Here is a 25569-nt window from a genome sequence, read left to right on the forward strand (position 1 = left end):
TAATGTGCGGTTTGCACCGGGCCGGATTAATTGCTCAAACTGCCGGCCGGCGGCTTAATAGTTGAAGTTTTCGCCCAAATACACCGCTCGCACCTGCTCGTTGCCGACCAATTCTTCAGGATGGCCGGAAGCCAATACGGCACCATCGCTGATAATGTAGGCCCGGTCGCAGATGCGCAGGGTTTCGCGCACGTTGTGGTCGGTTATCAACACGCCGATGCCGCGGTTTTTCAAAAAGCCGATGATTTTCTGAATGTCGATAACGGCAATCGGATCAACGCCGGCAAACGGCTCGTCAAGCAGGATGAAGCGCGGCTGCATAGCCAGCACGCGGGCGATTTCCACGCGGCGGCGTTCACCGCCCGAAAGCGAAGGCGCAGGGTTGTTGCGCAGGCGCCCGATATTCAGGTCGGCCAGCAGTTTTTCCAGCCCGGCATCGATTTCGCTTTTGTTTTTCAGGCGTATCTCCAAAATAGCGCGGATATTCTGCTCTACCGTCATCTTGCGGAAAATCGATGCTTCCTGCGGCAGATAGCCCAAACCCAAACGGGCGCGTTCGTGTATCGGCAGGTGGCGGATTTCCCGTCCGTCCAACTCAACGCTGCCGGCATCGGCGGCAATCAGCCCCACAATCATGTAAAAGCTGGTGGTTTTACCCGCACCGTTGGGGCCGAGCAGGCCGACCACTTCGCCGCTTTCGATTTCCAGCGAAAAGTTTTTCACCACTTGGCGCTTTTTGAAGGTTTTTTGCAGATTTTGTACGTTTAAGCGGCTTTGGCTCATATGTGTGTTCTTTGTGATGGTTACTATTGTAATCGGTTTTTAGGCCGTCTGAAAGTTTATTTTAATCTTTGTGAAGATTTGTATTACTTGTTCATGCGTATCCGCTTATCCGCAACCGTCCTCACGGTATCTGCCGGCAACCTCAAGGGCGGTATCTTCGCTCAACCCAAAAATACCATCTGAAGTTTCCGAGCCTTTATGCCCGGTGCTGTGCCGCTCGCCTAGCGGATAGCGCTCGAATGAAGCGCAAAACAAGCTGCACAGACAGGCGGCACCAAGCGGCAATTTCCAAACAATATATTCATACCAAACCGGTTCTGCTGCCGTTTGCACGGCCGAACACCCACCCGCTTCGGGGTGAAGCACGGCAACGCCCCGGCCGGACAAGCGGTTTGCTGTATGTTATTTCTGCGGAACCAATGAAGATGCCCTAACCAAGCCCAAGCATCATGCGGATGTTTTCAAATGCCGGCGCGGGTTTTATACAATCCCCGGCCGTCTGAAAAACAGGGCGGCACGCCTGCCGGGAGTTTCAGACGGCCGAAGATTATTTTTTCCTGCCCTGGGATTGTGCACCGGACGGCTGGATAACCACGGTTACACGCTTGCCGCTTTTGCCGCCGGCAGCCTTGCTGCCCTGCACGGTGTAGATTTCGGTGCGGGTGTTATAGGTGATAACGGCACCCTCGGCCACATCGCCGCCCCGCTCCACCCGCGCATTGCCTGTGAGCTTCACGATATTGGTGGCAGACGAGTAATCGATATTGTCGGCCCGTCCTTTCACGATGCCTTTGCCGTCATCGAGCGTTTGGCTGAAACGCACGGGGCTGCCGGCGGCATTCATCTGCTGCTCGCCTTTGCTGTTGCGCGACACGCGCACGCTGCCTGCGCTGATGTTGAACGTGCCCTGCTTGATAATCACATTGCCGCTGAACGTGGTCACTTGGTTGGCCTGGTCGAGCGAACCCTGGTCGGCCTCGATTTGAATCGGCTGCCGGCGGTCGCTTTCCAGCGCAAACGCACAAGGGGCGGCGGCCATAAGGGCTAAAACGGCAAGCGCGGCGGTTTTACAGGTTTTTTGGGTCATAAATAATGGCTTTCACACGTGAAGGCAGGTTTAAGAAACCTTGTTTGTGGTCATATACCAAGCCGTTTGCCGTGCCGTGGGAGTCGCCGTACTGATATTCGACAGCCTCTTGGGTTTCGGCGGTTTCGGTTTGCGTATCAACGGTCAGGCTGTTGGTTTTCAAAATGCCGGCGGGGCGTTGGGCATCGGCGTTTTTAGTGAGCACCACTTCGTTTTGAAACTGCACTTTGCGGCTTTCGGTGTGGTAGCCTGCTTCGTTGCTTTTTACCGTATAGAGCAGCCGCCCGCCGTCATACAGGGCAAGCTCGGGTTTTTCAAAGGTGATGTTGCTGCTTTTGGGCAATTGCCAAGCCGTTTCGGCACTCAGGCTTTCTTTCAGACGGCCTTGCCCGTCAAAACGTTTGCCGTTGATGCCCGTCATCGAATATTGCGGCTCGTTGGGATTGAGGGCGGCTTCTTCCACATCAATTTGGCTGATACGCCCCAGCCAGGCAGAAAGGCCGCCCAGGCAAACCGCCAACACCAGTGGAAACAGCCAGCCGTGTCGCAGCCTGATCATTGCACATACTCCTGCAAAGCGGCTTCAAGTTTGCCCTGCGCCCGCATAATCAGGTCGCACAGCTCGCGCACCGCGCCCTGCCCTGCGCTTTTGCGGGTAACATAGGCTGCATGTTGCAGGGTAAACCAATGCGCTTCCGGCACGGCAACGGGCAGGCCGCAGCGCACCATCACGGGCAGATCGACCACATCATCGCCGATAAAGGCGCATTCGTGTTCGACCACGCCCGCTTCGGCAAGCAGCTGCGCATAGGCGGCGCGTTTGTCGTGTATGCCCTTATAGTAGTGGCCGATGCCGAGCTGCTTCACGCGCACGCCCACCGAAGGGGCATCGCGTCCGGTGATAATGGCCGTCTGCACACCGGAAGCCTGCAACATTTTCAGGCCGTGACCGTCAAGCGTGTGGAAAGATTTGATTTCTTCGCCGTTGTCGCGGATGAAAATGCGGCCGTCTGTAAGCACGCCGTCCACGTCCATAATCAGCAGTTTGACGGCGGCAGCGCGCGCCTGAATTTCAGGGGATAGGGTTTGCATGGGGTATTCTTGATAATAAACAGATAAAATACATCGGGTTAGTTAAAACGGTGGAGCGGGCAAGCCGTACCGTTGCGGCCTCATCTGACAGGCCGCCGCGAATCCGCACATTGCCGCCTCAGGGCAGGCTGCCGGCAATACAAGGCGCAAGGCCGCAACAGGGCAAATCGATTCACGATATAAAGCTTTCAGACGGCCCAACAAATATCAGGGTTTTATTTTAGCACCATAAATTTTAAATGCCGTCTGAAAGTGTAAACCGGCGGAGCGTGCAGGCTCAGCCTTTGGCTTGACGGCGCGGCCTGCCTTCGCCCTCCTGCGGCTCGGCGGCAGATTGCGGCATACAGTCCGGCGGTAAAATATCCACAGGCGGCATGGCTTTGCCGTGCCGGTCGCGCAAGGTGAACCTTGCAGTCTGCAAGCCCGGCAGCAGCCCGCCTTCGGGGCGGCGCACGATGGCAGTTACCCTTCTTTTCATCACGTTCACCGCAAACGGCAGCATGGTGGCAATATCGTTGAAATCGCGGTCGGTTAAGGTGTAGGCCACGGTCATCACGCCGTTTTTGACGCTGCTCTCATCGATGCGCACATTTTTGCGGGTCGGGCGGCTTTGGTTCACGCCGTTTTCACGGGCTTGGCGGGCTTCTTCGCTGCCGCATATTTCGGGTATGTTGTGGTCCAACACGCCACCAGCCTGCCGGCGGCATTCTGAACCCAATGGCTGTTGCTGATGATTTGCAGCGGCGGCCGGCGGCCGCACACCTCCAAATAATAGGCCTGCCGCGAACTTTGCCGCACCGTATCCGCCGCATACCGCACCTCTGCGCCCGATTCCGGCCCGACCGCCGTGATTTCATACAAAACGTGTTGCTGCCGTTGAGGAACGATACGGCTTTAACGGTTAAAAACCGGTCGTTCTTTATCGGCAGCGGCGGCTGCCGGCATACAGCCGATGAACAGCCAATAGGGTTTCTTCATACCGACTCCGGCAAATGAATACAGCCGATCCATCCAATCAAACACAAGGCTCCGTGCCGCAAAGAATACAGCCCGTGCAACCAGGCAAACCGGTGCCGCCGTTGTGCCAAAGCGGCTGCGCGGCAAACCGCACAGCACACCGCATGATTCAAGGCCGTCTGAACAACACACTGCCGCATCACACGATTCCCGCCTTCAACAAATCGTGCATGTTCAGCGCGCCCACCAGCAGGCCGCCTTCTTCCACAACCAGCAGGCCGTTGATGTGGTTTTGCTGCATCTGCTTCAAGGCTTCGGCGGCGAGTTTGTCGGCGCCGATGGTTTTGGGGGCGGTGTGCATGATTTCGTCCACCACCAGCCCGGCAAAATTATCGCGCTGCTGGAACAGCCGCCGCAGATCGCCGTCGGTAAACACGCCTTTCAGACGGCCGCAGCCATCGGTTACGGCCAGCATACCCAAGCCTTTTTCGCTCATTGTAACGATCGCATCTTTCAATAAAGTGCCGCCCGCCACAGCCGGCAGGCTGCCGCCGCCGTGCATGATGTCGGCCACGCGCAGCAGCAGGCGTTTGCCGAGGCTGCCGGCGGGGTGGCTGAGGGCGAAATCATCGGGCGTGAACCCGCGTGCCTTGAGCAGAACCACCGCCAGCGCATCGCCCAACGCCATCACGGCGGTGGTGCTGGAAGTGGGCGCCAACCCCAGCGGGCAGGCTTCGTTTGACACGGCGGCGGTGATGTGGATGTCGGCATGGCGCGCCATAGCGGACTGCGGCCGCGCGGTAATCGCAATCAGGGTAATGTTTTTGCGTTTGAGCGCAGGAATAACCGCAATGATTTCATCGCTCTCGCCCGAATTGGAAATGGCCATCACCGCATCGCCGTCAACGATCATGCCCAAATCGCCGTGGGCGGCTTCGGCGGGGTGGACGAAAAACGCGGGCGTGCCGGTAGAAGCCAGGGTGGCGGCCACTTTGCGGCCGATGTGCCCCGATTTGCCCATACCCATCACCACTACGCGGCCGCTGCATTGCAGCAGCGCGGCAGCAGCGCGGGTAAAACCGCCGTCAAGCCCGGCGGCGATTTCATGCAGGCTTTCGGCTTCGATGCGCAAAACCTCGCGCGCCCAGTCCAGATATTGTTTGCAATTTTCCATGCTTGTGTTCCGCAGGGCTACCCAAATACGGCGAATCGGGTTAGCATCATTACTTTCTCAATAAATAACAAGGATTTCAGAGATGACTATTTTATCGGACGTTCAAGCATTAGGCCAACAAATCTGGCTCGACAATTTATCGCGTTCACTGGTGCAGGGCGGAGGGCTGGCCGAAATGATGCGGCAGGGCGTGTGCGGCGTTACCTCCAACCCCGCCATTTTCCAAAAAGCATTTGCGGGCGATGCCTTATACACCGGCGAAATCGCCGCGCTGAAACAGCAAAACCGCAGCCCGAAAGCCATCTACGAAACGCTGGCCGTTGCCGATGTACAGGCTGCCTGTGATGTGTTTCTTCCCAAATATGAAAAAAGCGGCGGCAAGGCCGGCTTTGTAAGCCTGGAAGTCGCCCCCGATTTATCGCACAACACCGCCGGCACCACAGCCGAAGCCAAACGCCTGCACACAGCCATCAGCCGCCCCAACGTGATGATTAAAGTGCCCGCCACCGATGAAGGGCTCTGCGCATTGGAGCAGTTGGTTTCAGACGGCCTCAGCATCAACCTCACCCTGCTGTTTTCGCGCAAACAAACCCTCAAAGCCTATGCCGCCTATGTGAAAGGCATCGAAGCCCGCCTGGCCGCCGGCCTGCCCGTACACAACATCAGCGTGGTGGCCAGCTTTTTCATTTCCCGCATAGACGGCGCGCTCGACCCCACCCTGCCGCAATCCCTGCAAGGCAAAGCGGCAGTTGCGCTGGCCAAGGCCGCCTATCAGGATTGGCAGCAGTTTTTCGGCAGTGAAGCCTTTGCCGCGCTCAAAGCGCAGGGCACCCGCCCCGTGCAGCTCCTGTGGGCCTCCACCGGTGTGAAAAACCCCGCCTATCCCGACACGCTCTATGTGGACAGCCTCATCGGCCCCGACACCGTCAACACCGTGCCCGATGCCACGCTGAAAGCCTTTACCGACCACGGCACCGCCACCGCCGCGCTCACCGCCGGCCTGCCCGAAGCCCTTGCCGTTTTAGACGAAACCGAACAACTCGGCATCGATCTCGAAGCCCTCGCCCTGCGCCTGCAGGAAGACGGCCTCAAGCAGTTTGAAGAAGCATTTGCCAAACTGCTCGAGCCGCTGGCTTAACAGATTCAGCAAACCGCGAACCCGCCTGATTTCCACCGTTACGGCTCTGCCGCGCCCCAGCCCCAAGAGAGCGGTTTTGCCGGCCGCCCCAAACGGCAGCAGAGCCGCCCCCCCCGCTCCGTATCGTCTGCGGCCTGCTGCCCTGTATCAAAAACCAAGCGGATTCACGGTTATTTTGAGAAACCGTGTACAACCATATTGAAACCTGAAAATACCGGCCTGCGCCAAACCCGGTTTTTCCGCCGGCGGTAACGTAGACGTTAAACGGCCGCTGCGGGTTTTGCCCAAAGGCCGTCTGAAAATATTTTCAGACGGCCTTAATATCTTGCCGGCAAGGCAACGCCCTGCCCAAACAAGTTTTGCGCCGTATTCCGAAAGCTGCCGAATCGGCTTACAATACCGCCCTTTTGACACCCCACCGCAGAACAACGCCTATGAAAATCTGGTTCGGCCGGCACATGCCGCCCCACTTCCCCCACGGCAGCACCGTTACCATCGGCAATTTTGACGGCGTCCACCTCGGCCACCGCCATATCCTGCAGCGGCTGGAGCAAGAAGCCCGAAGCCGAGGCCTGCCTGTTGCGGTGGTGGTGTTCGAGCCGCAACCGCAGGAATTTTTCGCCCGCCAAAGCGGCCGGGAGCAGCCTTACCGCATTTCCCCCCTGCGCAGCAAACTGCAACTGCTGCGCGAAACCGGCTGTGTCGATGCTGTGTGGGTGCTGCGTTTCGACCAAGCCTTTGCCGGCATGGGCGCGCAAGCCTTTATCGACAGCATTCTGCGCGGGAGCCTGAACACCCGATATCTGTTAATCGGCGATGATTTCCGCTTCGGTGCAGGGCGCAAAGGCAGCTTCGAGATGCTGCAAAACCAACCCGGCATGATTACCGAGCGCACGCCTTCGGTGTTGGTAGAAAATATCCGCGCCAGCAGCACCGCCATACGCCAAGCCCTTTCAGACGGCCGCTTGGAACACGCCCGCAAACTGCTCGGCCGCGGCTACACACTCGGCGGCCGCATCAAACACGGCAGCAAGCTCGGGCGCACCCTGGGCAGCCCCACCGCCAACGTGCAGCTTGCGCACCACCGCTATCCTTTAAACGGTGTGTTTGTGGTGGAGGCCGAGGGCAGTTTCGGCAAACGCTGCGGCGTGGCCAGCTTCGGCTTCAACCCCAGCGTGTCGGCATCGCGCCGCCAAAAGCTGGAAGTGCATCTTTTTGATTTTCAGGGAAACCTTTACGGACAGCGTTTGAGTGTGCGCTTTCTGCACAAACTGCGCGATGAAAAAAAATTCGACAGTATCGAAGATTTGAAGCTGCAGATTTGGGCGGATATGGATGCCGCGAAAAACTGGCTGAAGGCTTAACGCCCGCCGGGACATCCCACGTCTCGGGTTTTCAAGCATCCTGCCCGCAATATCGCGCCCGCCCATGCAGCGCCTGGCATTCACACCCGATGCCCTGCGGCACGGTGCTGCCGCCATGCGGCGGCCAAATACAGCGCCACGCCCAGCCATACCCAGCCGTAGCCGATTAAGCGGCCGGTATCAAAAGTCTCGCCGAACAGCAACAGGCCGGCCGCCAATTGCAGCACAGGCGAAAAATACTGCAGCATACCGAGCATTGAGAGTGGAATCCGCCGCGCACCGGCGGCAAACATCAATAACGGCACGGTGGTGGCCACGCCCGAACCGAGCAGCACTGCCAGCGGCAACGCGCCCAAACCGGCAAACTGCAGGCTGCCTGCCGCATAATGGTGTGCCAAATAACCCAGCGCAAAGGGCAGCAGAATCAGGGTTTCCCAAGTCAGCCCCACCAAAGCGCCCACCGGCGCAAGTTTGCGGATAAAACCGTAGCATCCGAAAGTCAGCGTCAGCAGCAGCGCCACCCACGGCACCTGCCCTGCCGGCAACGCCAGCCACACCATCCCCGCAAACGCCAGTGCTACCGCAGCCGCCTGCTGTTTATCCAGCCTTTCTTTCAACACCGCGCGGCCGAGAAACACGCTGAAAAGCGGCGACATAAAATAGCCCAAGCTGGCATCGAGCACATGATGATTGGCAATCGCCCACAAATACACCAGCCAGTTTGCGCCGATGCAGAACCCGCTCAAAAACAGTGCGGCCAGAATGTGCGGCCGTCTGAACACGCCGGCAAACTCACCCTGCCGGCGGGTAAACAGCAGCACCGCCACGGCAAACAGTGCCGACCACACAATCCGCTGTGCCAACACCTGCTCTGCCGCCATGCCCGCCCGGCTGACGGGATACCAATAAATCGGAAACAGCCCCCAAACAGCATAACAGCCAACGGCATACCAAATGCCTTTGCGGGTTTCTCGGGCGGAATGCGCGGGATTCATAACAAAGCCATAAAAAACCGCCATTATAGTGAATCTGCTTGATTTTCGGTAAAAAGCAGCCGGCGGCAGGCAGCTCAGAGAATGCAAACCGGTTCCGCCGCCGCCCGGGCGGCCTGCCAAACCGTTTTCTTTGAACTGCGGCGCAGCAACGCCGTAACGCCAATCAAGCAGATTCACCCTGTCTGCCCGAAGCCGTGCCGCCGCGCCGCATTCAGCAAAGCCGCCATATCGCTTATAATGCCCGCATGATTTTGCACCACATCGCGCTCAACGTGCCGGTTTCAGACGGCCTCTTCACCTACCGCCACCCGACCGCACTGCCCGCCGGCTGCCGGGTGGCGGTGCCGTTTCGCGGCAAAACGGTAGCGGGCGTGGTGTGGGCAAGCGGCGTGGAAAGCAGCATAGCAGTTGAGAAAATCCTGCCCGTGCAAACGGCTTTTACCGAAGAAGCCCGGCTGCCGGAACGTTGGCGCGAATTGGTTGGATTTGTTGCGCGCTATTACCATTACCCCACCGGCCAAACCGTATTTGCCGCGCTGCCGGCGGGGCTGAAAGAGCCCAAACCCGTTGAAATGCCGCAACCGCCGCTGTTTTACGCCTTAAACCAAAGCGGCAGGGCGCAAACACCGCCGCCGCAGCGGTTCCATAAAAAACACGCATTGTGGCAGGCGCTGTTTTCAGACGGCCTCGAAATGGCGGCCTTAAAACGCATCCACCCCCAAGCGCCCAAGCTTGTGCAGGAATGGGCCGCCCGAGGCTGGATACAGGCCTTAAACGCCGCCGCACCGAAGCTGAACCCGTCCGAACATATGCCCAACGCCGCCCAGCAGGCCGCATCGCAGGCCGTGCAGGCCGCCTGCGGCACTTTTCAGCCGTTTCTGCTTTACGGCATCACCGGCAGCGGCAAAACCGAAGTGTATTTCGATGTGATGGCCGAAGTGTTGGCAGCGGGCAGGCAGGTGCTGTTTCTGCTGCCCGAAATCAACCTCACGCCACAGCTGCTCAAGCGGGTGCGGGCACGGTTTGCCGGTGTGCCCGCTGCCGTGCTGCACAGCCAAACCGCAGCAGGCCGGCGCACTCAGGATTATCTGCGCGCCCTACTCGGCCAAGCCCGGCTGGTTATCGGCACGCGGCTGGCGGTGTTCACGCCGCTGCCCGAGCTTGGCCTGATTGTGGTGGACGAAGAACACGACGGCTCGTTCAAACAAGATAACGAGCTGCGCTACCAAGCCCGCGATTTGGCCGTGTGGCGCGCCAAGCAGAGCGGCTGCCCGATAGTGCTCGGCTCCGCCACCCCCAGCCTGGAGAGCTGGCACAAAGCGCAAAGCGGTGCTTACCGGCTGTTGGAATTACCCCAGCGCGCCCATACCGCCGCCCGGCCGCCGCAGGTGGAAATTTTAAACACCGGCCGTCTGAAACTCGACAACGGCTTCTCGCCGCAAGCCCTCAAACTGTTGCAGCAAAACTACCGGCAGGGCGGCATGTCGCTGGTTTACCTCAACCGCCGGGGCTTCGCCCCCGCCCTGTTTTGCGGCGACTGCGGCCATGTTTCCGGCTGCCCGCGCTGTTCGGCCAAAATGGTGCTGCACCAGCGCGCCCGCCAACTGCGCTGCCACCATTGCGACTACCGCAGCCCCATCCCCTACAAATGCCCCGAATGCGGCAACCAGGATCTGACCGCTGTCGGCCAAGGCACACAGCGCGTTGAAGAAACCCTGCGCGCGCTGATGCCCGAAGCCGCCATCGCCCGCGTCGATCGCGACAGCACCGCCCACCAACACAATTGGGCCGATTTATACCGCCGCATTGCCGACAACGGAATCGATGTGCTGGTCGGCACCCAGATGCTCGCCAAAGGCCACGACTTCGCCCGCCTGAATCTGGTGGTGGTGCTCAATGCAGACGGCAGCCTCTACAGCGCCGACTTCCGCGCCCCCGAACGCCTGTTTGCCGAGCTGATGCAGGTGTCCGGCCGTGCGGGGCGTGCGCAGACTGCCGGCAAGGTGCTGATACAGACCCGGCTGCCCGAACACCCCGTATTCGCCGCCGTGAAAGCGCAAAACTATCCCGCCTTCGCCGAAGCCGAACTGGCCGGCCGCGAGCTGTTGCAGATGCCGCCGTTTGCCTTTCAGACGGCCATCCGCGCCGATGCAGCCGAAGTGGCCGATGCAATGGATTTTCTCAATGATATCAAATCCGTAACCGAGCCGTTCATCGGCGCAGACGTGTCCGTGTTCGGCCCCGCGCCGATGTTTATGGTGCGCCTGGCCGAACGCGAGCGCGCCCAAGTGTTTTTAGAATCTGCCGACCGCCGCAGCCTGCACCGCGCCGTAAGCCTGTGGGTGCAGGTGTTGCAGCAATACCGCGACAGTAAAATCAGATGGTCGGTGGATGTGGACCCTGCAGAGATGTGATCACCGCAGCCGGATGTGCGGCAACGGCACACCACGCCCGATGCGCTGCCCACCCGAATCAGAAGATGCCGCCCGGCCGGCAGGGCTTCTCCGAAAACACCCGGTGCTATATATCAAGGCCGTCTGAAAACCCGTTTCAGACGGCCTTGATACGGCCTGATATCGCAACCTTTCGGCAACGGCATATTCGGGGGCGCAAACGGCGGCAATTTGGCGGTAAGAATGGCTACGGGCACTATTTCGCTCAATGGTGCGGCCGCCCCGCCTTAGTGCGGTCGGATTCTTTTAATCATGCTGTTTTATCCATAACGATTGCGGGCAGCTTAATGGAATATCCTGCCTGATGGCGCCGGCCACTCCGGCAAAACAGTATAAAAACAATCAAAATATTTTTTTATTAAAATTTTATTGTTGTCATTCGGGCAGTTTCACCCGTTTGTGCGGCACGATATTGCTGCGGGAAAGCAGCAGCAGGCAGCCCAATACCATCATGCCCAGTGCCGCCAAAGGCGCGATACCCAGCAGATAGCGGCTTTTCAAATAAACCGCCGCGCCGATATAAATTAAAAGCGGGCCGGACACGACCGACTGCTTGTTGATGCCGTCCATCACCAATACGGCGGCACCGGCAACAACCAGGCCGATGGCAACCAGCGTAGCGGTGGCAGGCAGAATGCCGGTGGTTTTGAGAAACCACACGGCACCGGCAACAATCAGAAACAGCGGCAAAGCGAGCGAGGCTTGGGGCATGGTGCAGACTCCGGTGCGGATAAGTATTCAGACGGCCTGCATGATTGGTTGTGCGGGCCGTCTGAAGGGTAAGGTGTAAATTATTGCGTGTTTTTACCCAGCAGGCGTGCAATGATGCCGTTGGTTTGCTTCTGCAAATCGGGCATGCTGCGCCAAGCAGGATCATCGCTGACATTATAGCCTATGGTGGCAACACCATAATCAGGCGTACGCAGAATAATGGTAATTTTTTCAATCATCTGTGGGCTGCCTGCCGAAACATAGCGCAGGTTGTAACGGCATTCGGGCGTGTAGAGGCGTTTACGGTCTGAAACATTGACGATTTCGCTGTCGATACCGTGTTTTTTCAGCGAACGGGCAATCACGTTTTCCAAACCTTTCGGGGTGCGTTTGGCGTTAGGAATGATGCAGATGCGGCTGATGCTTTCCAGCTCGCCGGCCTTCCCTTCTGCCACGCTGACTTTGGTGCTGCCGCACGCGCTTAAAACGACCGCCGTTAAGGCTAAAGACAATATTTTGATTGGGTGTTTCATCGTGTTTCCTTAGTCATATCGATTGAACGTTTCAGACGGCCTGGAAAGAGGCAGAAGCCGCTAACCCGCGTTTTTCATCAAACGCTGTTTCTCGCGCTTCCAGTCGGCTTCTTTCAGGCTTTGGCGTTTGTCGTGCTGCTTTTTGCCTTTGGCCAGGCCGATATCCATTTTGATACAGCCCCGGCTGTAATGCAGGTTCAGCGGCACAATGGTGTAGCCCGCACGCTCGGTTTTGCCGATTAGTTTGTTGATTTCCGGCTGTTTCAGCAGCAGTTTGCGCGGGCGCACCGGATCGGGCTTCACATGGGTGGAGGCGGCCGGCAGCGCGGTGATGTGGCAGCCCACCAGATAAAACGCGTCTTTCTTCCAATGGATATAGCTCTCTTTGAGCTGCACGCGGCCTGCGCGGACGGCTTTCACTTCCCAGCCCTCGAGCACCAAACCGGCTTCGATTTGGTCTTCGATAAAATAATCGTGAAAGGCTTTGCGGTTGTTGGCGATGCTCATGGTGTGTGATATTCCGACAAGGTTGCTTTTTTCAGACGGCCTATTGTAGCAAAAGGCCGTCTGAAAGCGTTTTAAAATCCGCGTATGCAGCTAAAGCGCAAAACGCCGCCAACACTTTCGGCAAACATGGCAGCGGGGCGCACCCATAAGCCGTAATCCCCGTAGAGGGCGCGGTAAACCACCAACAGCTCTTCGGTTTCGCTGTGGCGGGCGGTGCCGAGTACTTCGTATAAATTGCCTTTATAGTGGCGGTAGATTCCCGGCTTGACTGTATTCATCATCGGCCGTCTGAAAAACAAGCAAAAATAAATGGCAGGTTTTACAACCCGCCATACCTTCTTGAATTGAAGCCGGAACACTCCGGCCCAACTGAATCAAGCAGCCTGAATATTGGCGGCTTGTTTGCCTTTGGGGCCGGTGGTTACATCGAAAGAAACGCGTTGGCCTTCTTTCAGAGTTTTGAAACCTTCCATATTGATGGCAGAGAAATGGGCAAACAAATCTTCGCCGCCTTCATCGGGGGTGATAAAACCAAAACCTTTAGCGTCGTTAAACCATTTAACAATACCGGTTGCCATTGAACTTCCTATACTAAAAAATTAACAAAAACAGCAAAATTCAGGCAACATAATAAAAACCAAAAGTTTCGAGCTTCTCCAAACCCATATGCTTTTTTAGATGCCAAGCTCTGCTTAGAGCACTTTTTACCTATGTTGTATGGCACAGTCAAGGGGAGATTGGGAAAAATATCGAAATTTATTAAAATAAAGCAAAAAACAACATCAACACCGCCCTGAAACTGTATGTTAAAAATTAATATGAGCCAAAACCACACCCGCCGCGATGCCGAAACCGCACTGTTGGGCCGTATGAAAACCACTCCGCCCAAACGGTATGGCGTTTATCTGCTCAATGATGACTACACCACCATGAATTTCGTGGTGGAAGTGCTCACCGGTATCTTTATGCTGCCCAAAGAGCGCGCGGTTGCCGTGATGCTGCTGGTGCATCACGAAGGCAGGGGGCTTTGCGGCATTTACACCCGCGATATCGCCGATACCAAACAACAGCAGGTTTTACAGCGGGCACGGCTCGAAGGCTACCCGCTGCAATGTATTGTTGAGGAAATTTGAATGATTTCAGCCGAACTCGAGCAGATTCTGCAACAGATTTACACCGATGCACGCAAACAGAAATACGAGCTGATCAGCTTGGAACACTTGCTGTTGACGCTCATCGAACAAAGCGAAGACGTGGCCGGCATCTTAACGCGCTGCGGCGCGGATTGCGGCGTGCTTACCGAACAGCTGATCAGCAGCATGACAGACAATACCCCCACTTTGCCGCCGCACCTGTTCGACACCACCGAAACCGAGCCTACCCTCGGCTTTCAGCGCGTGTTGCAGCGGGCGGTGATACACGCGCAGTCGGCCGGCAAAAAAGAAGTGAAACCGATGGACGTGCTGGTGGCACTGATGGACGAAACCGACAGCCATGCAGTGTATTTTCTGCAACTGCAATCGGTTACGCGCTACGATTTGCTGCGCTGTCTCGCCCACGGCATCACACCCGAAGGCGGCAGCAACGGCAGCGGCCGTGAAGAAGAATACGGCAACAGCCAAACCGCAGACAGCGGCAACGCACTGGCCGACTACACCGTCAATCTCAATGCCGAGGTGCAGGCAGGCCGCATCGACCCTTTAATCGGCCGCAAACACGAGATGGAGCGTTTGGTGCAAACCCTTTGCCGCCGCCGCAAAAACAACCCCCTGCTGGTGGGCGAGGCCGGAGTAGGCAAAACTGCACTGGCCGAAGGCTTGGCGCATTTGATTGCGAAAGGCCAAGTGCCCGACACCCTTCGCAATGCCGCCGTGTTTTCGCTCGATATGGGCGCGCTGCTGGCCGGCACCAAATACCGCGGCGATTTCGAAGCGCGCATCAAGGCCGTCTTAAAAGCACTGGCGGAAATCCCCAATGCCGTGTTGTTTGTAGATGAAATCCACACCATTATCGGCGCGGGCAGCTCCTCGGGCGGCACAATGGACGCTTCCAACCTGCTCAAGCCTGCGCTGGCCAAAGGCCGGCTGCGCTGCATCGGCGCCACCACCTACCACGAATACCGCACCATTTTCGATAAAGACCATGCCTTAAGCCGCCGTTTTCAGAAAATCGACATCATCGAACCGAGCATCGCCGAAACCGTGCAGATTCTGCACGGCCTGAAAAATGCCTTTGAAGATTTCCACCAAATACGCTACACCGCAGGCGCGCTGGAGGCCGCTGCCGAATTGTCGGCCCGCCACATCAACGAGCGTTTTCTGCCCGACAAAGCCATAGATGTGATGGACGAAGCCGGAGCCGCCCAGCAGATTCTGCCCAAATCCAAGCAGAAAAAAGTGATCGGCAAAGCCCAAATCGAAACGGTGGTGGCCAAAATAGCGCGCATTCCCGAAAAAACCGTATCGCACAGCGACAAACAAATGTTGCAATATTTGAGCCGCGATTTGAAAAACAAGGTATTCGGGCAGGATGCCGCCATCGAAGCCTTAGCGGCTGCTGTGAAAATGGCACGCTCCGGTTTGGGGCAGCCCGACAAACCCATCGGCAGTTTTTTGTTTTCCGGCCCCACCGGCGTGGGCAAAACCGAAGCAGCGCGCCAACTCGCCCTCTCGCTCGGCGTGCCGCTGCAACGCTTCGATATGTCGGAATACATGGAGCGCCATGCCGTTTCACGCCTGATCGGCGCACCGCCGGGTTATGTGGGCTTCGAGCAGGGCGGGCTGCTCACCGAAGCAGTCAATAAGCAGCCGTTTTGCGTGCTGCTGCTCGATGAAATCGAAAAAGCCCACCCCGATATTTTCAACATACTGCTGCAAGTGATGGATTACGGAACACTCACCGACAACAACGGCAAGCGTGCCGATTTCCGCAACGTAATCATCATCATGACCACCAACGCAGGAGCAGAAAGCCTGAGCAGGCCCACCATCGGTTTTGCCGGACAACGCGGGCGGGGCGATGAAATGCAGGCTGTCAACAAACTGTTTACGCCCGAATTCCGCAACCGTTTGGATGCCGTTATTCCGTTTGCACCGTTAAACGAAGCCGTGATTGCCAAAGTTGTGGATAAATTCCTGCTGCAACTGGAGCAGCAGCTTCTCCACAAAAAAGTGGCAGCCGAATTTACCCCCGCACTACGCAAATATCTGGCCGAAAAAGGCTTCGACCCTCAGATGGGCGCCCGCCCGATGAACCGCCTGATCCAGGAAAAAATCCGCAAAGTGTTGGCCGACGAGCTGCTGTTCGGCCGCCTTACCGACGGCGGCTCCGTGCGCATAGACTGGGATGCGACTAAAGAACAAACCGTGTTGAAGTTTAAGAAAACCGCGCCGCGCAAAGCGGCAGCTGCGGCGGTGTAACACCCGTCTGGAGAGCCGCTGCGAAAACAGAGTCCGTCTGAAACAAAACACCAACTTGTTTTCAGACGGACTCAAGTGTCGGGGGCTAGGATGCCCGCGCTTTCTGCTCAAGCAGTTTGCAACCTGGGCAGAACCCGCAAAATAGTGCGGAAAAGTTTATCTGTCTTTATCAACCCGCCGCAAGCCCGTCACCACCCGTACAAGCGGGGTTCCAAATATATTTGTTACCCATCGCTTTCATATTCTCACCACATCAATTTAATTTCCTTCTTATAATTAATGTAATTAATGGGGAAAAATGAAACTAAATTTTATTTTTCCTTTATTATTAATAAGCTCCATTACAGGTTGTTTTTATTCTGATAGTTGTTTTTATGCTGATAGTTGTTTCTACACTCAACAAATGGTGTTTTGCCAAGATAAAGGAGAGGAATAGCCTTATGTCGCCCTTTTCCAAAAAAAGGGGCGGTTTGGATATACCGACTCAGAACAATATTGGAAAGATATACAAAGTTGTGGAGGAATGAATATTGATAAACAGCTGAATAAATTTAGCATTAAAGGAGAAAAAGATACAGAAGGGCATATTATTTTAGATGTTGTATATACTTTTGAAAGTTGTATGAAAAACAAGGAATATGAATTATTAAATTATGGGATATGCGGCACCCAAGTGCCCAAATGGAACAAAGGTAAATGTAATTTATAAACAAAGTAAAATGCTCTGTACTCTAAAAGTTAGACTAAACAACCAACTAATTTAAAGTGCAGATCAAAATAGACCACACTTTAATTATTATGCACTTTAATTATTGTATTTCTGCGCTATTCTATCCGGATTCCCGCCTATGCGGAAATGGCGGTATTTAAGCCTTTCAGACGGCCTGAAGATGCTTTTTCAAACGGCCTAAGGTGTTTTCCGGCGCGAACGGGTTTGCTGCGGCAGCCTTATTCCCCGCTGCTGTTTTTGGCGAATAGTTTTTTCTCGGCCAAGTACACCAGCAGCAATACCGGCACACCCAACAGCGCGGTTAGTGTAAAAAAACCCGGGTAGCCGATTTTATCGACCATCGCGCCTGAATAGCCTCCTAAAGTTTTGGGCAACAGCGTCATCAGCGAGCTGAAAACCGCATATTGCACGGCGGTGAAGCGGATATTGGTGAGCGCCGACAAAAAGGCGATAAACACTGCGCCCGCCAAGCCTGCGGCGAGGTTGTCGAACCCCACCGCCAAATACATAAACGCCACATCGTGCCCACGGTAGGCCAGTACCACAAACAGCAGGTTGGTCAGTGCCGCCAGCACTGCGCCTGCCATCATCATTTTCATCAGGGCGAATTTCTGCGACAACAACCCGCCGAGAAAACCGCCGGCCACTGCCATCACCACGCCGAAGGTTTTCACCGCTGCGGCGATTTCTTCTTTGCTGAAGCCCATGTCCTGATAAAACACATTGGAAATCACACCTGCCACGATGTCGGAAATGCGGTAAACGCCGATTAAGGCCAACAGCAGCAGCGCCGATTTGCCGTAGCGTTCGAAAAAATCGGTAATCGGCTGTATCCAGGTGTCTGCGGCCAGCTTTTTAGGCACCACACCGCTTTTCACCACCGTTGCGCCCACTGAGGCGGCGGCAGCGGCGGAAAGCAGCAGGCGTACGGCTTCCCAACCGAAGGCCGCCAACGGCCCCCCTCCCTGCGGCAACACCTTGCCCGATTGCGAGAACGCCGCCACAAACGCCCCCACAGATACAGCAAACAGCAGCAGCAGGCGCAGATTGTCGGCGGTGGAGCGCGAAGCGGTATGCTGCGCCGATGCGGCAGGTTCGCGTACCAGCAGCGTTGCCGCTACCCCGACGCCCATTACGGCGGCCATAATGAAATAAGTTTGCCGCCAGGCTGCATATACATAAGCGTTTTCGTGCGAACCGAGTCTCGCCGCTAAAAACAGCGCGCCCGCGCCCGCCACAATCATTCCTACGCGGTAGCCCGCGTTATAAGTGGCGGCCGTTACCGACTGCATTGCGATATCGTCTGCTGCCGTTTCGATACGGTAGGCGTCAATCACCACATCTTGCGTGGCCGATGAAAAACCCAGCAACACCGCGCCGGCTGCCATATAAACCAATGCCGTATTGCCGACAGGGTTAATCATGGCTATGCTGCAAACCGCCGCAACCACCATCACCTGCGAAAACAACAGCCAACCGCGCCGCTTGCCCAGCGCACGGGTGAAAAACGGCAGCGGCAATGAATCGATCAGCGGCGCCCACACAAATTTGAACGAATAGGCCAAAGCCGCCCAACTGAACATCGTTACCGTGCTGCGTTCCACCCCCGCTTCGCGCAGCCACAGCGACAAACTGGAAAAAATCAGCAAAATCGGCACACCTGCCGAAAAGCCGAGAAAAAACAGTGCAACTGCGCGGCGGTCTGTGTAGACGGCCGCCGCAGCCAGCCAATTTTTAGAAGAATTCTGCTGCATATCAAACACTTAATCCGAAAACACACGGCCACATAAAAATAAAACGGTTATTGTATCAACGAAGCATACAGGCCGTCTGAAAAGATTTGTTTCAGACGGCCTGCGGCCGTTCGACCCGAAAAACGGCCAAACCCTGTGCAAGCTTCCCATGCCGTCTGAAAAATCTTAAAATAGCTGCTTCTATAAATAAACGTCTTCAATCACTCTTATGCCCATCTGCGTCTGCCCCCACTGCAAAGCACGGCTTGCCGTTAAAGACACCCAACTGAACCTGGCGCAAGGTTTCGTGGTCTGCACCAAATGCGAAGGCCTCTTCCAAGCCAAGCACCACATCAGCAACACCCCGCACAAGGCCGCCCCCGAACAACTGCCGGGCGCCGCTACCGACACCAAACTGGTGCGGTCCATAGGCTCTGCCGTGCGCCAACACAAGGCCTTGTCGAAAAACGAAATCGCCGACCTGCTCGACAGCATGATACCCGCCGAAACCAAACCCGCTGCCAACGCCCGGGCCGTCCACAGCAAGGTTCCGGATCTGTCAAAAGAAGGCTTTAACTGGACTTTGGCCGTACTCACCGCGCTCACCGTGTTGATTATGCAGCTTTTTTATTTGATATTGATGCTTTGAGACGGCCGCTCCCGTTGATTTTATCCGCAGCTTTCGGGAAGCCGCGCCCTATATCCACTACCTGCGCGGTAAAACGCTGGTAACCGGCATCGCGGGCAGCCTGCTCTCCACCCCCCCTTCCAATACTCGCCGCCAACTTAAACCTGCTTGCCGGCTTAGGTGTGCGCCTGGTTGTGGTGCACGGTTCGCGCACACAAATCGATACCCTGTTGCAGGCACACGGCCTCCGCCCGCAATACCGCAACGGGCGGTGCATCACCGATGAAACCACGCTCACCCACGTCAAGCAGGCCTGCGGCATGGTGCGCAGCAATCTGGAAGCCGCCCTCTCCTTCTGTTGCGTCCCAACCCCACTGCGCGGCAAGCCCGTGTGCATTGCCGGCGGCAACTTTGTCTCCGCCCGCCCGCTCGGCGTTATCAACAGCATCAACATGGGCTGTACCGGCATGGTGCGCAAAATCGACACCGAAGCCGTGCGCCAACGCCCCAACGATGGCGCCCCGGTGTTAATCAGCCCGCTCGGCTATTCGCTCAGCGGCAAAACCTTCAATTTCAGCATGGGCGATACCGCTGAAGCCGCCGCCATCGCCCAACAAGCCGAAAAACTGATTTATCTGGTTGAACAATAAGGAATTTTAAACAAAAAAGGCAGGTTTTACCCAACCTTTCCGCTCAGGAAGCCCGCGCCCTGCTCAGCAGCGGGCGCGCGCAAAACAACCAGCGCAGGCCGCTTCAGTCGGCCATCAACGCTGTGGAAAACGGCGTGAAGCACAGCCATATTTTCAGCGGCCGCCAAAACGGCGGCCTGATTGCCGAACTATTTACGCGCCACGGTGTAGGCACTTCCGTGGCAGGCAGCGCCTTGATGAGTATCCCGCAGGCGCAAACCGGCGATATTCCCGACATCACCGCCCTTATCCGTCCGCTCGAAGAGCAAGGCATTTTACGGCACCGCAGCCGCGAATATCTTGAAAACCACATCGGCGGATTTTCTGTGTTGGAACACGACCGGTGCATTTACGGCTGTCGCCCTCAAAACCTTTGCCACCACCGGCATCGGCGAATCGGCCTGCCCGGCGGTTTCTCCCGAAGCCCGAGACAGCGGCTACGACGGGCTGCTGCTCGAACACCTGATCGGGCAAGCCCGCAGCCGCAACATCCATACCCTCTACGCCCTCTCCACCCACACCGGCGAGTGGTTTCTCGAACGCGGCTTTCAGACGGCCTCATGAGAATCCCTGCCGCCCAAACGCCTGAGCGAATACCGCGAAAGCGGCCGCCAATCGAAAGTGTTTGTCTATCATATAGACACCGGCGTTTGAGGCCGTCTGAAACGCTGCTGTTTACGCCCCTGCGGCCAACCCGCCCACCCTGCTGCGGCAATGCCTCACCCTGCTGACAGCCCTTCACTCAAAGCAACACGCAGCTGCGCTACAGATGCCGCCGATGGCAACTGGGCAGGCCGGCATTGCCATTCCTGCAAAACAGACCGGCACCACGCTGCACGATGCGCCTGCCGCTTTGTGGAAAATCCGTTTCAATCAGGTTGGCCGGCCGAATTGACGGGGCATACCGTTTGACCGGATTGTAAAATTTGTAAACCTTTCCGCCCGCAGGTAAAATCCTACCGGTTGAAAATTCGTCATGAGGCGGCTGTTCTGCCGCTGTTTTTATGGAGAAACCGATATGAATGCCGTAGTGATTGCGGTTTTTGTGATGCTCGCGCTGTCGCTTGCGCGCGTACATGTGGTGTTGAGCCTGCTGCTGGGTGCGCTCTGCGGCGGCTTGGCAGCCGGATTGGGCTTGGCGGAAACCATGAAAGTGTTTCAAACCGGCCTCTCCAACGGCGCGCAGATTGCGCTTTCTTATGCCATGCTCGGTGCGTTCGCTGTGGCCATCGCCCATTCGGGGTTGCCGCAAACGCTGGCCAATGCGGTAATCCGCCGTTTGGATGCCAACCATGTGCGCGATAATGTGCCCGGCCGCATCAGCGGTGTGAAATGGGGGCTGCTGCTGGCCCTCTTGGCCATGAGCATCATGAGCCAAAACCTGATTCCTATCCATATCGCCTTTATCCCGCTGATTATTCCGCCGCTGCTGTTGGTGTTCAACCGTATGCAGATCGACCGCCGCCTGCTCGCCTGCCTGATGACTTTCGGCCTGGTAACCACCTATATGTGGCTGCCCTACGGCTTCGGTGAAATTTTTCTGAAACAGATTCTGGTGGGCAACATCAACAAGTCGGGGCTGAATGTGGATAATGTGAACGTGATTCACGCCATGACCATTCCCGCCTTGGGCATGGTGGCCGGTCTGCTGATTGCGGTGTTTTTCAGCTACCGCCGCCCGCGCGCCTATCAAAACACTTCTGCCGATGTGGCGGCCAACCATCAGGTAATGGTGCAGCCGAAAATGTCGGCCTACCGCAGCTGGGTGGCGTTGGCGGCGATTGTGGTTTCGTTTGTGGTGCAATTGTGGGCCGATTCGCTGCTGCTGGGCGCGATGGTGGGCTTTGCCGTGTTTATGGCCGCCGGCGTGGTGCGCTGGGGCGAAGCCGATACCGTGTTTAACAACGGTGTAAAAATGATGGCGATGATCGGTTTTATCATGATTGCCGCCCAGGGTTTTGCCGAAGTGATGAAGGCCACCGGCCAGATTGAGCCGCTGGTGAAAGCCTCAGCCGATATGTTTGCCGGCAGCAGGGGCATGGCCGCTTTTGTGATGCTGCTGGTGGGGCTGTTGGTAACCATGGGCATCGGCAGCTCGTTTTCCACCCTGCCGATTATTACCGCGATTTATGTGCCGCTGTGCGTGGGCATGGGTTTCTCGCCGATGGCAACGCTGGCGATTATCGGCACGGCAGGCGCGCTGGGCGATGCCGGTTCGCCCGCATCCGATTCCACCCTCGGCCCCACCGCCGGTTTGAATACAGACGGCCAACACGACCATATGCGCGACACGGTTATCCCCACGTTTCTACACTACAACCTGCCGCTGATGGTGTCGGGCTGGATTGCCGCCATGGTGTTGTGATGCAGAATCTTGAAAACCGCATCATCGAGTTGGAAATCCAAACCGCGCTGCAGGCCGATTTAATCGACAGCCTCAGCAACACCATTGCCAAAATGCAGCAAACGCTGGATTTGCAGCAGGGGCAGCTCAGGCTGCTCTACCGCCGCCTGCAAGAAAAGGGAGGCGAAGGCAGCAATGCCGCATACAATCCGGCAGACGAAATCCCGCCGCATTATTAAATGTGCCGCCAGGCCGTCTGAACCATTATGTGTACTTTCAGACGGCCTGTTTGGTATCCGCTGCCGCTGCGCCTTATCAAGGCCGAGGCCGTTGCAAAATTCTTTCCGATACCTTAAAACACTTGCGTCATACTCGGGCCTGACCCGAACATCTGTTTGTTTTAGCAGAAAAAGAGAGACTCAGGCCAAGCCCGAGTATGACGAAATACAAATAAATTCAGGATTCAAACGGCTTTTTTGCAAAGGCCTCAGGCCGTCTGAAAACATCACCCATCAAGCCGACCGCAACCAAACAAGATTTTGCCGGGCAGAAAGGCTATCCTTTATGAACATCACCGTTTTGGCTGTCGGCACCAAAATGCCGCGCTGGGTCGATGAAGCCGTCAGCGAATACGCCAAACGCTTCGGCCGCGACATCTGCTACACCTTAAAAGAAATCAAACCCGAAAAACGCGGCGCCGGCGTAAATGCCGCCCAAGGCATGACTGCAGAAGAAAAACGCATACTCGAAGCCATACCCGCCGGCGCGTTTTTAGTGGTGCTCGATGAGCGCGGTCAAGCCCCCACATCGGTAGGGCTGGCGGAGCATTTGGAAAACTGGCAGCGCAACGGTGAACACGTCTGCTTCGTTATCGGCGGCGCAGACGGCATAACCGACCGGCTCAAACAACAGGCGCGCCTGATGCTGCGCCTCTCCAGCCTCACCCTGCCGCACGGCATGGTGCGCGTGCTGCTCACCGAGCAGCTCTACCGCGCCGTATCGATTCTGCACAACCACCCCTATCACCGCGGATAGCCGCTGTTTCCGCCACCTTGCAGCATATTCTGCCGGTTCGGCCGTCTGAAACACTGCAAAACGGTTTCCTGCCGAACCCCGGCTCTTTCAGACGGCCTAAAAACCCCCGCTGTCAGCGTTTTTTGCAAAAACACCGCCATGCCGTCTGAAAGGCTCAATACCATCGTTCCCACGCAGGATGAAATCCGAATGAAAAATTAAAGTTTATTTCAAACAAATACTTGAAAGCCTAGCATCCAACCAACGCCTGCGCGGGGCAGCGCGGGGCAGCGCAGCGAACCTGCGCGGCCAATAACGACAGGCAAACTCATTGCGATGCTTTTTGAATTTTGCAAAGGCCTGCCCGCCTTATAGCTTTTCGCCCCCCTTTGCTATATTATTTCCCCCGTCTGTTTGCAGGAACACCCGCCATGTATGAAGTAAACCGCAGCGTATTTTTGCTGATTCCCCTCGAGCCGTTTTGGCACTGGCTGCAATCACTGCCCGAAAGCCCCGAAAACATCCGTCTCGAAGATTTGCAGGCCGATGCCAATTCCTATCTCGTGCGCCCCTGCGAAACCGCCGATGAAGTGTGGGACGAAATCGAAAACCGCCACGAGCAGCTTTTCGCTGCCGAACTGGCCGACTGGTGTGAAGACGAAAGCCTGTGGCCCGATTTGGATTCCGGCATTTTCAATGAATGGTTCGACATCCAACTCTCCACCGTACTCACCGATTTGGAGCAGGAGCCGCTGGGGCGAGAAATTTTCCAGCCCATCACCCTCAATTGAATTTCAGACGGCCTCTGCCATGACCCGAATACCCATACGCAACTATCATCTCGATGGCTACGGCCATGTGAACAATGCGCGCTATCTCGAATTTTTTGAGGAAGCGCGTTGGAATTTTTTCGGGCAGCACCGCCTGCTGCCCCTGCCTGAGGGCATCATACTGGTGGTTGCCCGTATCGATATACGCTATCTGCGCGCTGCCCGCGAAGGGCAAACGCTGGCCGTGGACACCCGCGTACGCGCCGCATCCGAACGCAGAGTGATGCTCGAGCAAACCGCCCGCTGCGCCGAAAACGGCCGGGCGGCCGCCCAAGCCGCCGTTACGCTGGCATCGGTTTGCGCCGAAAGCGGCGCTGCGGCCGACTTGCCGTTTGAGTTTGCTGCCCTGCTGTCCCGGCAACTTTACCGACAACCCGCCGCCCAAGCCTGTGCAGATAACAAAACCATTTAATTTCCGCAGCAGCATCGCTGCACCCGCCATACTGTTTTACCTTTACCGCCTCCGGCCTGCCGCCCGGCATCGGAAATATACCTGCCCGCTACCCTTACCGGCACAGCTCCGATGGAAAATGCACCGCATACACTTTAGGATTCACTTCATTCCCGACATACGGCACAATACAGGCAGCACAGATGGTATGGAGCCGGCTCTGCCGCCCCGGGCTGCGGAACCGCTCTCTGTGGGTAAAGGCACTACACCGCAACAGAAATCCGGCGCAGCCGTTCCGACTGTACTGCCGCCTGCCCCAAACCCACCCTTTAAGGAAGCTCTGATGAAAAAAACCCTCACCGCCGCAGCCGCCCTAATCGTGGCGGCACTGCTTGCTTTCATTCTTTGGCCGCAAAACCGCCCCGTTCCCGCCTTTTCCCTGCCTGATTTAAGCGGCAAAACCATCAGCAATGCCGATCTGCCGGGCAAAGTAACCTTGGTTAACTTTTGGTACCCTTCATGCCCCGGCTGCGTCAGCGAAATGCCCAAGCTGGTTCAGACGGCCAACGATTATAAAAACAAAGATTTCCAGATTATCGCCGTTTCCCTGCCCTACGACCCTTTGGAAAGCGTTAGAAACTATGCTGCCGAGCGCCGGCTGCCGTTTACCGTGATGTATGATGCAGAAGGCAAAACCGGCCAAGCCTTCGGCGTAAAAGTTGCACCCACTTCGTTTTTTATCAATAAACAAGGCGAGCTGCTGAAAACCTTTGTCGGCGAGCCCGACTTCGCCGCCCTGCGCCGGGAAATCGACAACGAATTGGCGAAATAAAGCGGAAACGGATATTTTCAAGTTTCGTCAAACAACAATGTCAATTCCATTCCAAAACTGAGCCACAGTTGTGGTCTAAAATTGAGCCACCCTATGAGCGGTGTTTCATCCGGTAAGAATCATTGCCCGTCTCAAAAATATCGCAGCAATAAGTCAGACGCTCCA

The 25569-nt window shown here is 56.4% G+C and carries 26 protein-coding genes and 1 pseudogene; 14 read left to right on the forward strand and 13 right to left on the reverse strand.

From position 1 onward, the window contains the following. Positions 1 to 54: 54 nt before the first annotated feature. The 6 genes from lptB to IR141_RS05715 all read right to left on the reverse strand — a co-directional run bounded on the left by lptB (position 55) and on the right by IR141_RS05715 (position 5093). Positions 55 to 783 (reverse strand): LPS export ABC transporter ATP-binding protein, encoded by a 729-nt coding sequence (gene lptB, locus IR141_RS05690; protein WP_135034682.1) that lies wholly within the window; start codon positions 781 to 783, stop codon positions 55 to 57. 547 nt (positions 784 to 1330) lie between these two features. Next, positions 1331 to 1870, reverse strand: coding sequence for a lipopolysaccharide transport periplasmic protein LptA (gene lptA / locus IR141_RS05695; protein ID WP_135034683.1), 540 nt, complete (start codon positions 1868 to 1870; stop codon positions 1331 to 1333). Then, positions 1851 to 2429 carry an LPS export ABC transporter periplasmic protein LptC gene (gene lptC, locus IR141_RS05700; RefSeq protein WP_135034684.1) on the reverse strand — a complete coding sequence of 193 codons (579 nt, stop codon included), beginning with the start codon at positions 2427 to 2429 and terminating at the stop codon, positions 1851 to 1853. Before lptC ends, lptA begins: the two co-directional genes overlap by 20 nt. Further along, positions 2426 to 2962, reverse strand: a complete 537-nt coding sequence (locus IR141_RS05705) for an HAD family hydrolase (RefSeq protein WP_135034685.1) — start codon at positions 2960 to 2962, stop codon at positions 2426 to 2428. Before IR141_RS05705 ends, lptC begins: the two co-directional genes overlap by 4 nt. 277 nt (positions 2963 to 3239) lie before the next feature. Next, positions 3240 to 3644 (reverse strand): hypothetical protein, encoded by a 405-nt coding sequence (locus IR141_RS05710; RefSeq protein WP_135034686.1) that lies wholly within the window; start codon positions 3642 to 3644, stop codon positions 3240 to 3242. A 474-nt stretch (positions 3645 to 4118) separates the two neighbouring features. After that, positions 4119 to 5093 carry an SIS domain-containing protein gene (locus IR141_RS05715; RefSeq protein WP_135034687.1) on the reverse strand — a complete coding sequence of 325 codons (975 nt, stop codon included), beginning with the start codon at positions 5091 to 5093 and terminating at the stop codon, positions 4119 to 4121. 82 nt (positions 5094 to 5175) lie between these two features. Here IR141_RS05715 and tal point away from each other — a divergent pair, with 82 nt between their 5' ends. Together tal and ribF are read left to right on the forward strand one after the other, a co-directional pair. Continuing rightward, positions 5176 to 6231 carry a transaldolase gene (gene tal, locus IR141_RS05720; protein WP_135034688.1) on the forward strand — a complete coding sequence of 352 codons (1056 nt, stop codon included), beginning with the start codon at positions 5176 to 5178 and terminating at the stop codon, positions 6229 to 6231. A gap of 434 nt (positions 6232 to 6665) precedes the next feature. Next, positions 6666 to 7595, forward strand: a complete 930-nt coding sequence (gene ribF / locus IR141_RS05725) for a bifunctional riboflavin kinase/FAD synthetase (protein WP_135034689.1) — start codon at positions 6666 to 6668, stop codon at positions 7593 to 7595. Positions 7596 to 7675: 80 nt separating this feature from the next. On the opposite strand, the gene rarD is transcribed toward ribF, so the two are convergent. Further along, complete coding sequence (gene rarD / locus IR141_RS05730; protein WP_135034690.1) at positions 7676 to 8590, reverse strand: EamA family transporter RarD; 915 nt, start codon at positions 8588 to 8590, stop codon at positions 7676 to 7678. 245 nt (positions 8591 to 8835) lie between these two features. On the opposite strand from rarD, the gene IR141_RS05735 reads away from it, so the two are divergent. Continuing rightward, complete coding sequence (locus IR141_RS05735) at positions 8836 to 11004, forward strand: primosomal protein N' (protein WP_135034706.1); 2169 nt, start codon at positions 8836 to 8838, stop codon at positions 11002 to 11004. A 414-nt stretch (positions 11005 to 11418) separates the two neighbouring features. On the opposite strand, the gene IR141_RS05740 is transcribed toward IR141_RS05735, so the two are convergent. The 5 genes from IR141_RS05740 to IR141_RS05760 form a co-directional block, all read right to left on the reverse strand. Then, positions 11419 to 11754, reverse strand: coding sequence for a hypothetical protein (locus IR141_RS05740; protein ID WP_135034691.1), 336 nt, complete (start codon positions 11752 to 11754; stop codon positions 11419 to 11421). 80 nt (positions 11755 to 11834) lie between these two features. Continuing rightward, positions 11835 to 12287, reverse strand: a complete 453-nt coding sequence (locus IR141_RS05745; protein ID WP_135034692.1) for a hypothetical protein — start codon at positions 12285 to 12287, stop codon at positions 11835 to 11837. Positions 12288 to 12347: 60 nt separating this feature from the next. Beyond that, positions 12348 to 12794: an SsrA-binding protein SmpB gene (gene smpB, locus IR141_RS05750; RefSeq protein WP_135034693.1), complete on the reverse strand. Its 447-nt coding sequence runs from the start codon at positions 12792 to 12794 to the stop codon at positions 12348 to 12350. 71 nt (positions 12795 to 12865) lie between these two features. Further along, positions 12866 to 13075: a DUF1653 domain-containing protein gene (locus tag IR141_RS05755; RefSeq protein ID WP_209304409.1), complete on the reverse strand. Its 210-nt coding sequence runs from the start codon at positions 13073 to 13075 to the stop codon at positions 12866 to 12868. Between the two features lie 93 nt (positions 13076 to 13168). After that, positions 13169 to 13372: a cold-shock protein gene (locus tag IR141_RS05760; protein WP_002217533.1), complete on the reverse strand. Its 204-nt coding sequence runs from the start codon at positions 13370 to 13372 to the stop codon at positions 13169 to 13171. Between the two features lie 240 nt (positions 13373 to 13612). On the opposite strand from IR141_RS05760, the gene clpS reads away from it, so the two are divergent. From clpS to IR141_RS05775, 3 genes are all read left to right on the forward strand, one after another. Next, positions 13613 to 13927, forward strand: a complete 315-nt coding sequence (gene clpS / locus IR141_RS05765) for an ATP-dependent Clp protease adapter ClpS (RefSeq protein ID WP_135034708.1) — start codon at positions 13613 to 13615, stop codon at positions 13925 to 13927. After that, positions 13928 to 16213 (forward strand): ATP-dependent Clp protease ATP-binding subunit ClpA, encoded by a 2286-nt coding sequence (clpA, locus tag IR141_RS05770; RefSeq protein ID WP_135034694.1) that lies wholly within the window; start codon positions 13928 to 13930, stop codon positions 16211 to 16213. Between the two features lie 523 nt (positions 16214 to 16736). Continuing rightward, the gene (locus IR141_RS05775) at positions 16737 to 16922 is read left to right on the forward strand and encodes a hypothetical protein (protein WP_135034695.1); all 186 of its coding nucleotides are present in this window, start codon (positions 16737 to 16739) and stop codon (positions 16920 to 16922) included. Between the two features lie 239 nt (positions 16923 to 17161). Here IR141_RS05775 and IR141_RS05780 read toward each other — a convergent pair whose 3' ends face one another. Further along, positions 17162 to 18697: an MFS transporter gene (locus IR141_RS05780; RefSeq protein WP_135034696.1), complete on the reverse strand. Its 1536-nt coding sequence runs from the start codon at positions 18695 to 18697 to the stop codon at positions 17162 to 17164. A gap of 208 nt (positions 18698 to 18905) precedes the next feature. On the opposite strand from IR141_RS05780, the gene IR141_RS05785 reads away from it, so the two are divergent. The 8 genes and pseudogenes from IR141_RS05785 to IR141_RS05820 all read left to right on the forward strand — a co-directional run bounded on the left by IR141_RS05785 (position 18906) and on the right by IR141_RS05820 (position 25404). Then, a complete protein-coding gene (locus IR141_RS05785; protein ID WP_135034697.1) occupies positions 18906 to 19325 on the forward strand; it encodes an MJ0042-type zinc finger domain-containing protein in 420 nt (139 codons plus the stop codon). Between the two features lie 22 nt (positions 19326 to 19347). Further along, positions 19348 to 20647, forward strand: a pseudogene (gene argA / locus IR141_RS05790) (amino-acid N-acetyltransferase). A gap of 364 nt (positions 20648 to 21011) precedes the next feature. Next, the gene (locus IR141_RS05795; RefSeq protein ID WP_135034698.1) at positions 21012 to 22358 is read left to right on the forward strand and encodes a Na+/H+ antiporter family protein; all 1347 of its coding nucleotides are present in this window, start codon (positions 21012 to 21014) and stop codon (positions 22356 to 22358) included. Beyond that, complete coding sequence (locus tag IR141_RS05800; RefSeq protein WP_135034699.1) at positions 22358 to 22576, forward strand: SlyX family protein; 219 nt, start codon at positions 22358 to 22360, stop codon at positions 22574 to 22576. Before IR141_RS05795 ends, IR141_RS05800 begins: the two co-directional genes overlap by 1 nt. Before the next feature lie 325 nt (positions 22577 to 22901). Next, positions 22902 to 23372 (forward strand): 23S rRNA (pseudouridine(1915)-N(3))-methyltransferase RlmH, encoded by a 471-nt coding sequence (rlmH, locus tag IR141_RS05805; RefSeq protein ID WP_135034700.1) that lies wholly within the window; start codon positions 22902 to 22904, stop codon positions 23370 to 23372. Positions 23373 to 23782: 410 nt separating this feature from the next. Then, positions 23783 to 24142: a VacJ gene (locus IR141_RS05810; protein ID WP_135034701.1), complete on the forward strand. Its 360-nt coding sequence runs from the start codon at positions 23783 to 23785 to the stop codon at positions 24140 to 24142. A 19-nt stretch (positions 24143 to 24161) separates the two neighbouring features. Then, positions 24162 to 24593 carry a thioesterase family protein gene (locus tag IR141_RS05815; protein WP_228068176.1) on the forward strand — a complete coding sequence of 144 codons (432 nt, stop codon included), beginning with the start codon at positions 24162 to 24164 and terminating at the stop codon, positions 24591 to 24593. 322 nt (positions 24594 to 24915) lie between these two features. Further along, positions 24916 to 25404 (forward strand): peroxiredoxin, encoded by a 489-nt coding sequence (locus IR141_RS05820; protein ID WP_135034703.1) that lies wholly within the window; start codon positions 24916 to 24918, stop codon positions 25402 to 25404. Positions 25405 to 25569 lie beyond the last annotated feature (165 nt).

The sequence above is a fragment of the Neisseria sp. 19428wB4_WF04 genome, assembly GCF_015235335.1.
Classification (GTDB): domain Bacteria; phylum Pseudomonadota; class Gammaproteobacteria; order Burkholderiales; family Neisseriaceae; genus Neisseria; species Neisseria musculi.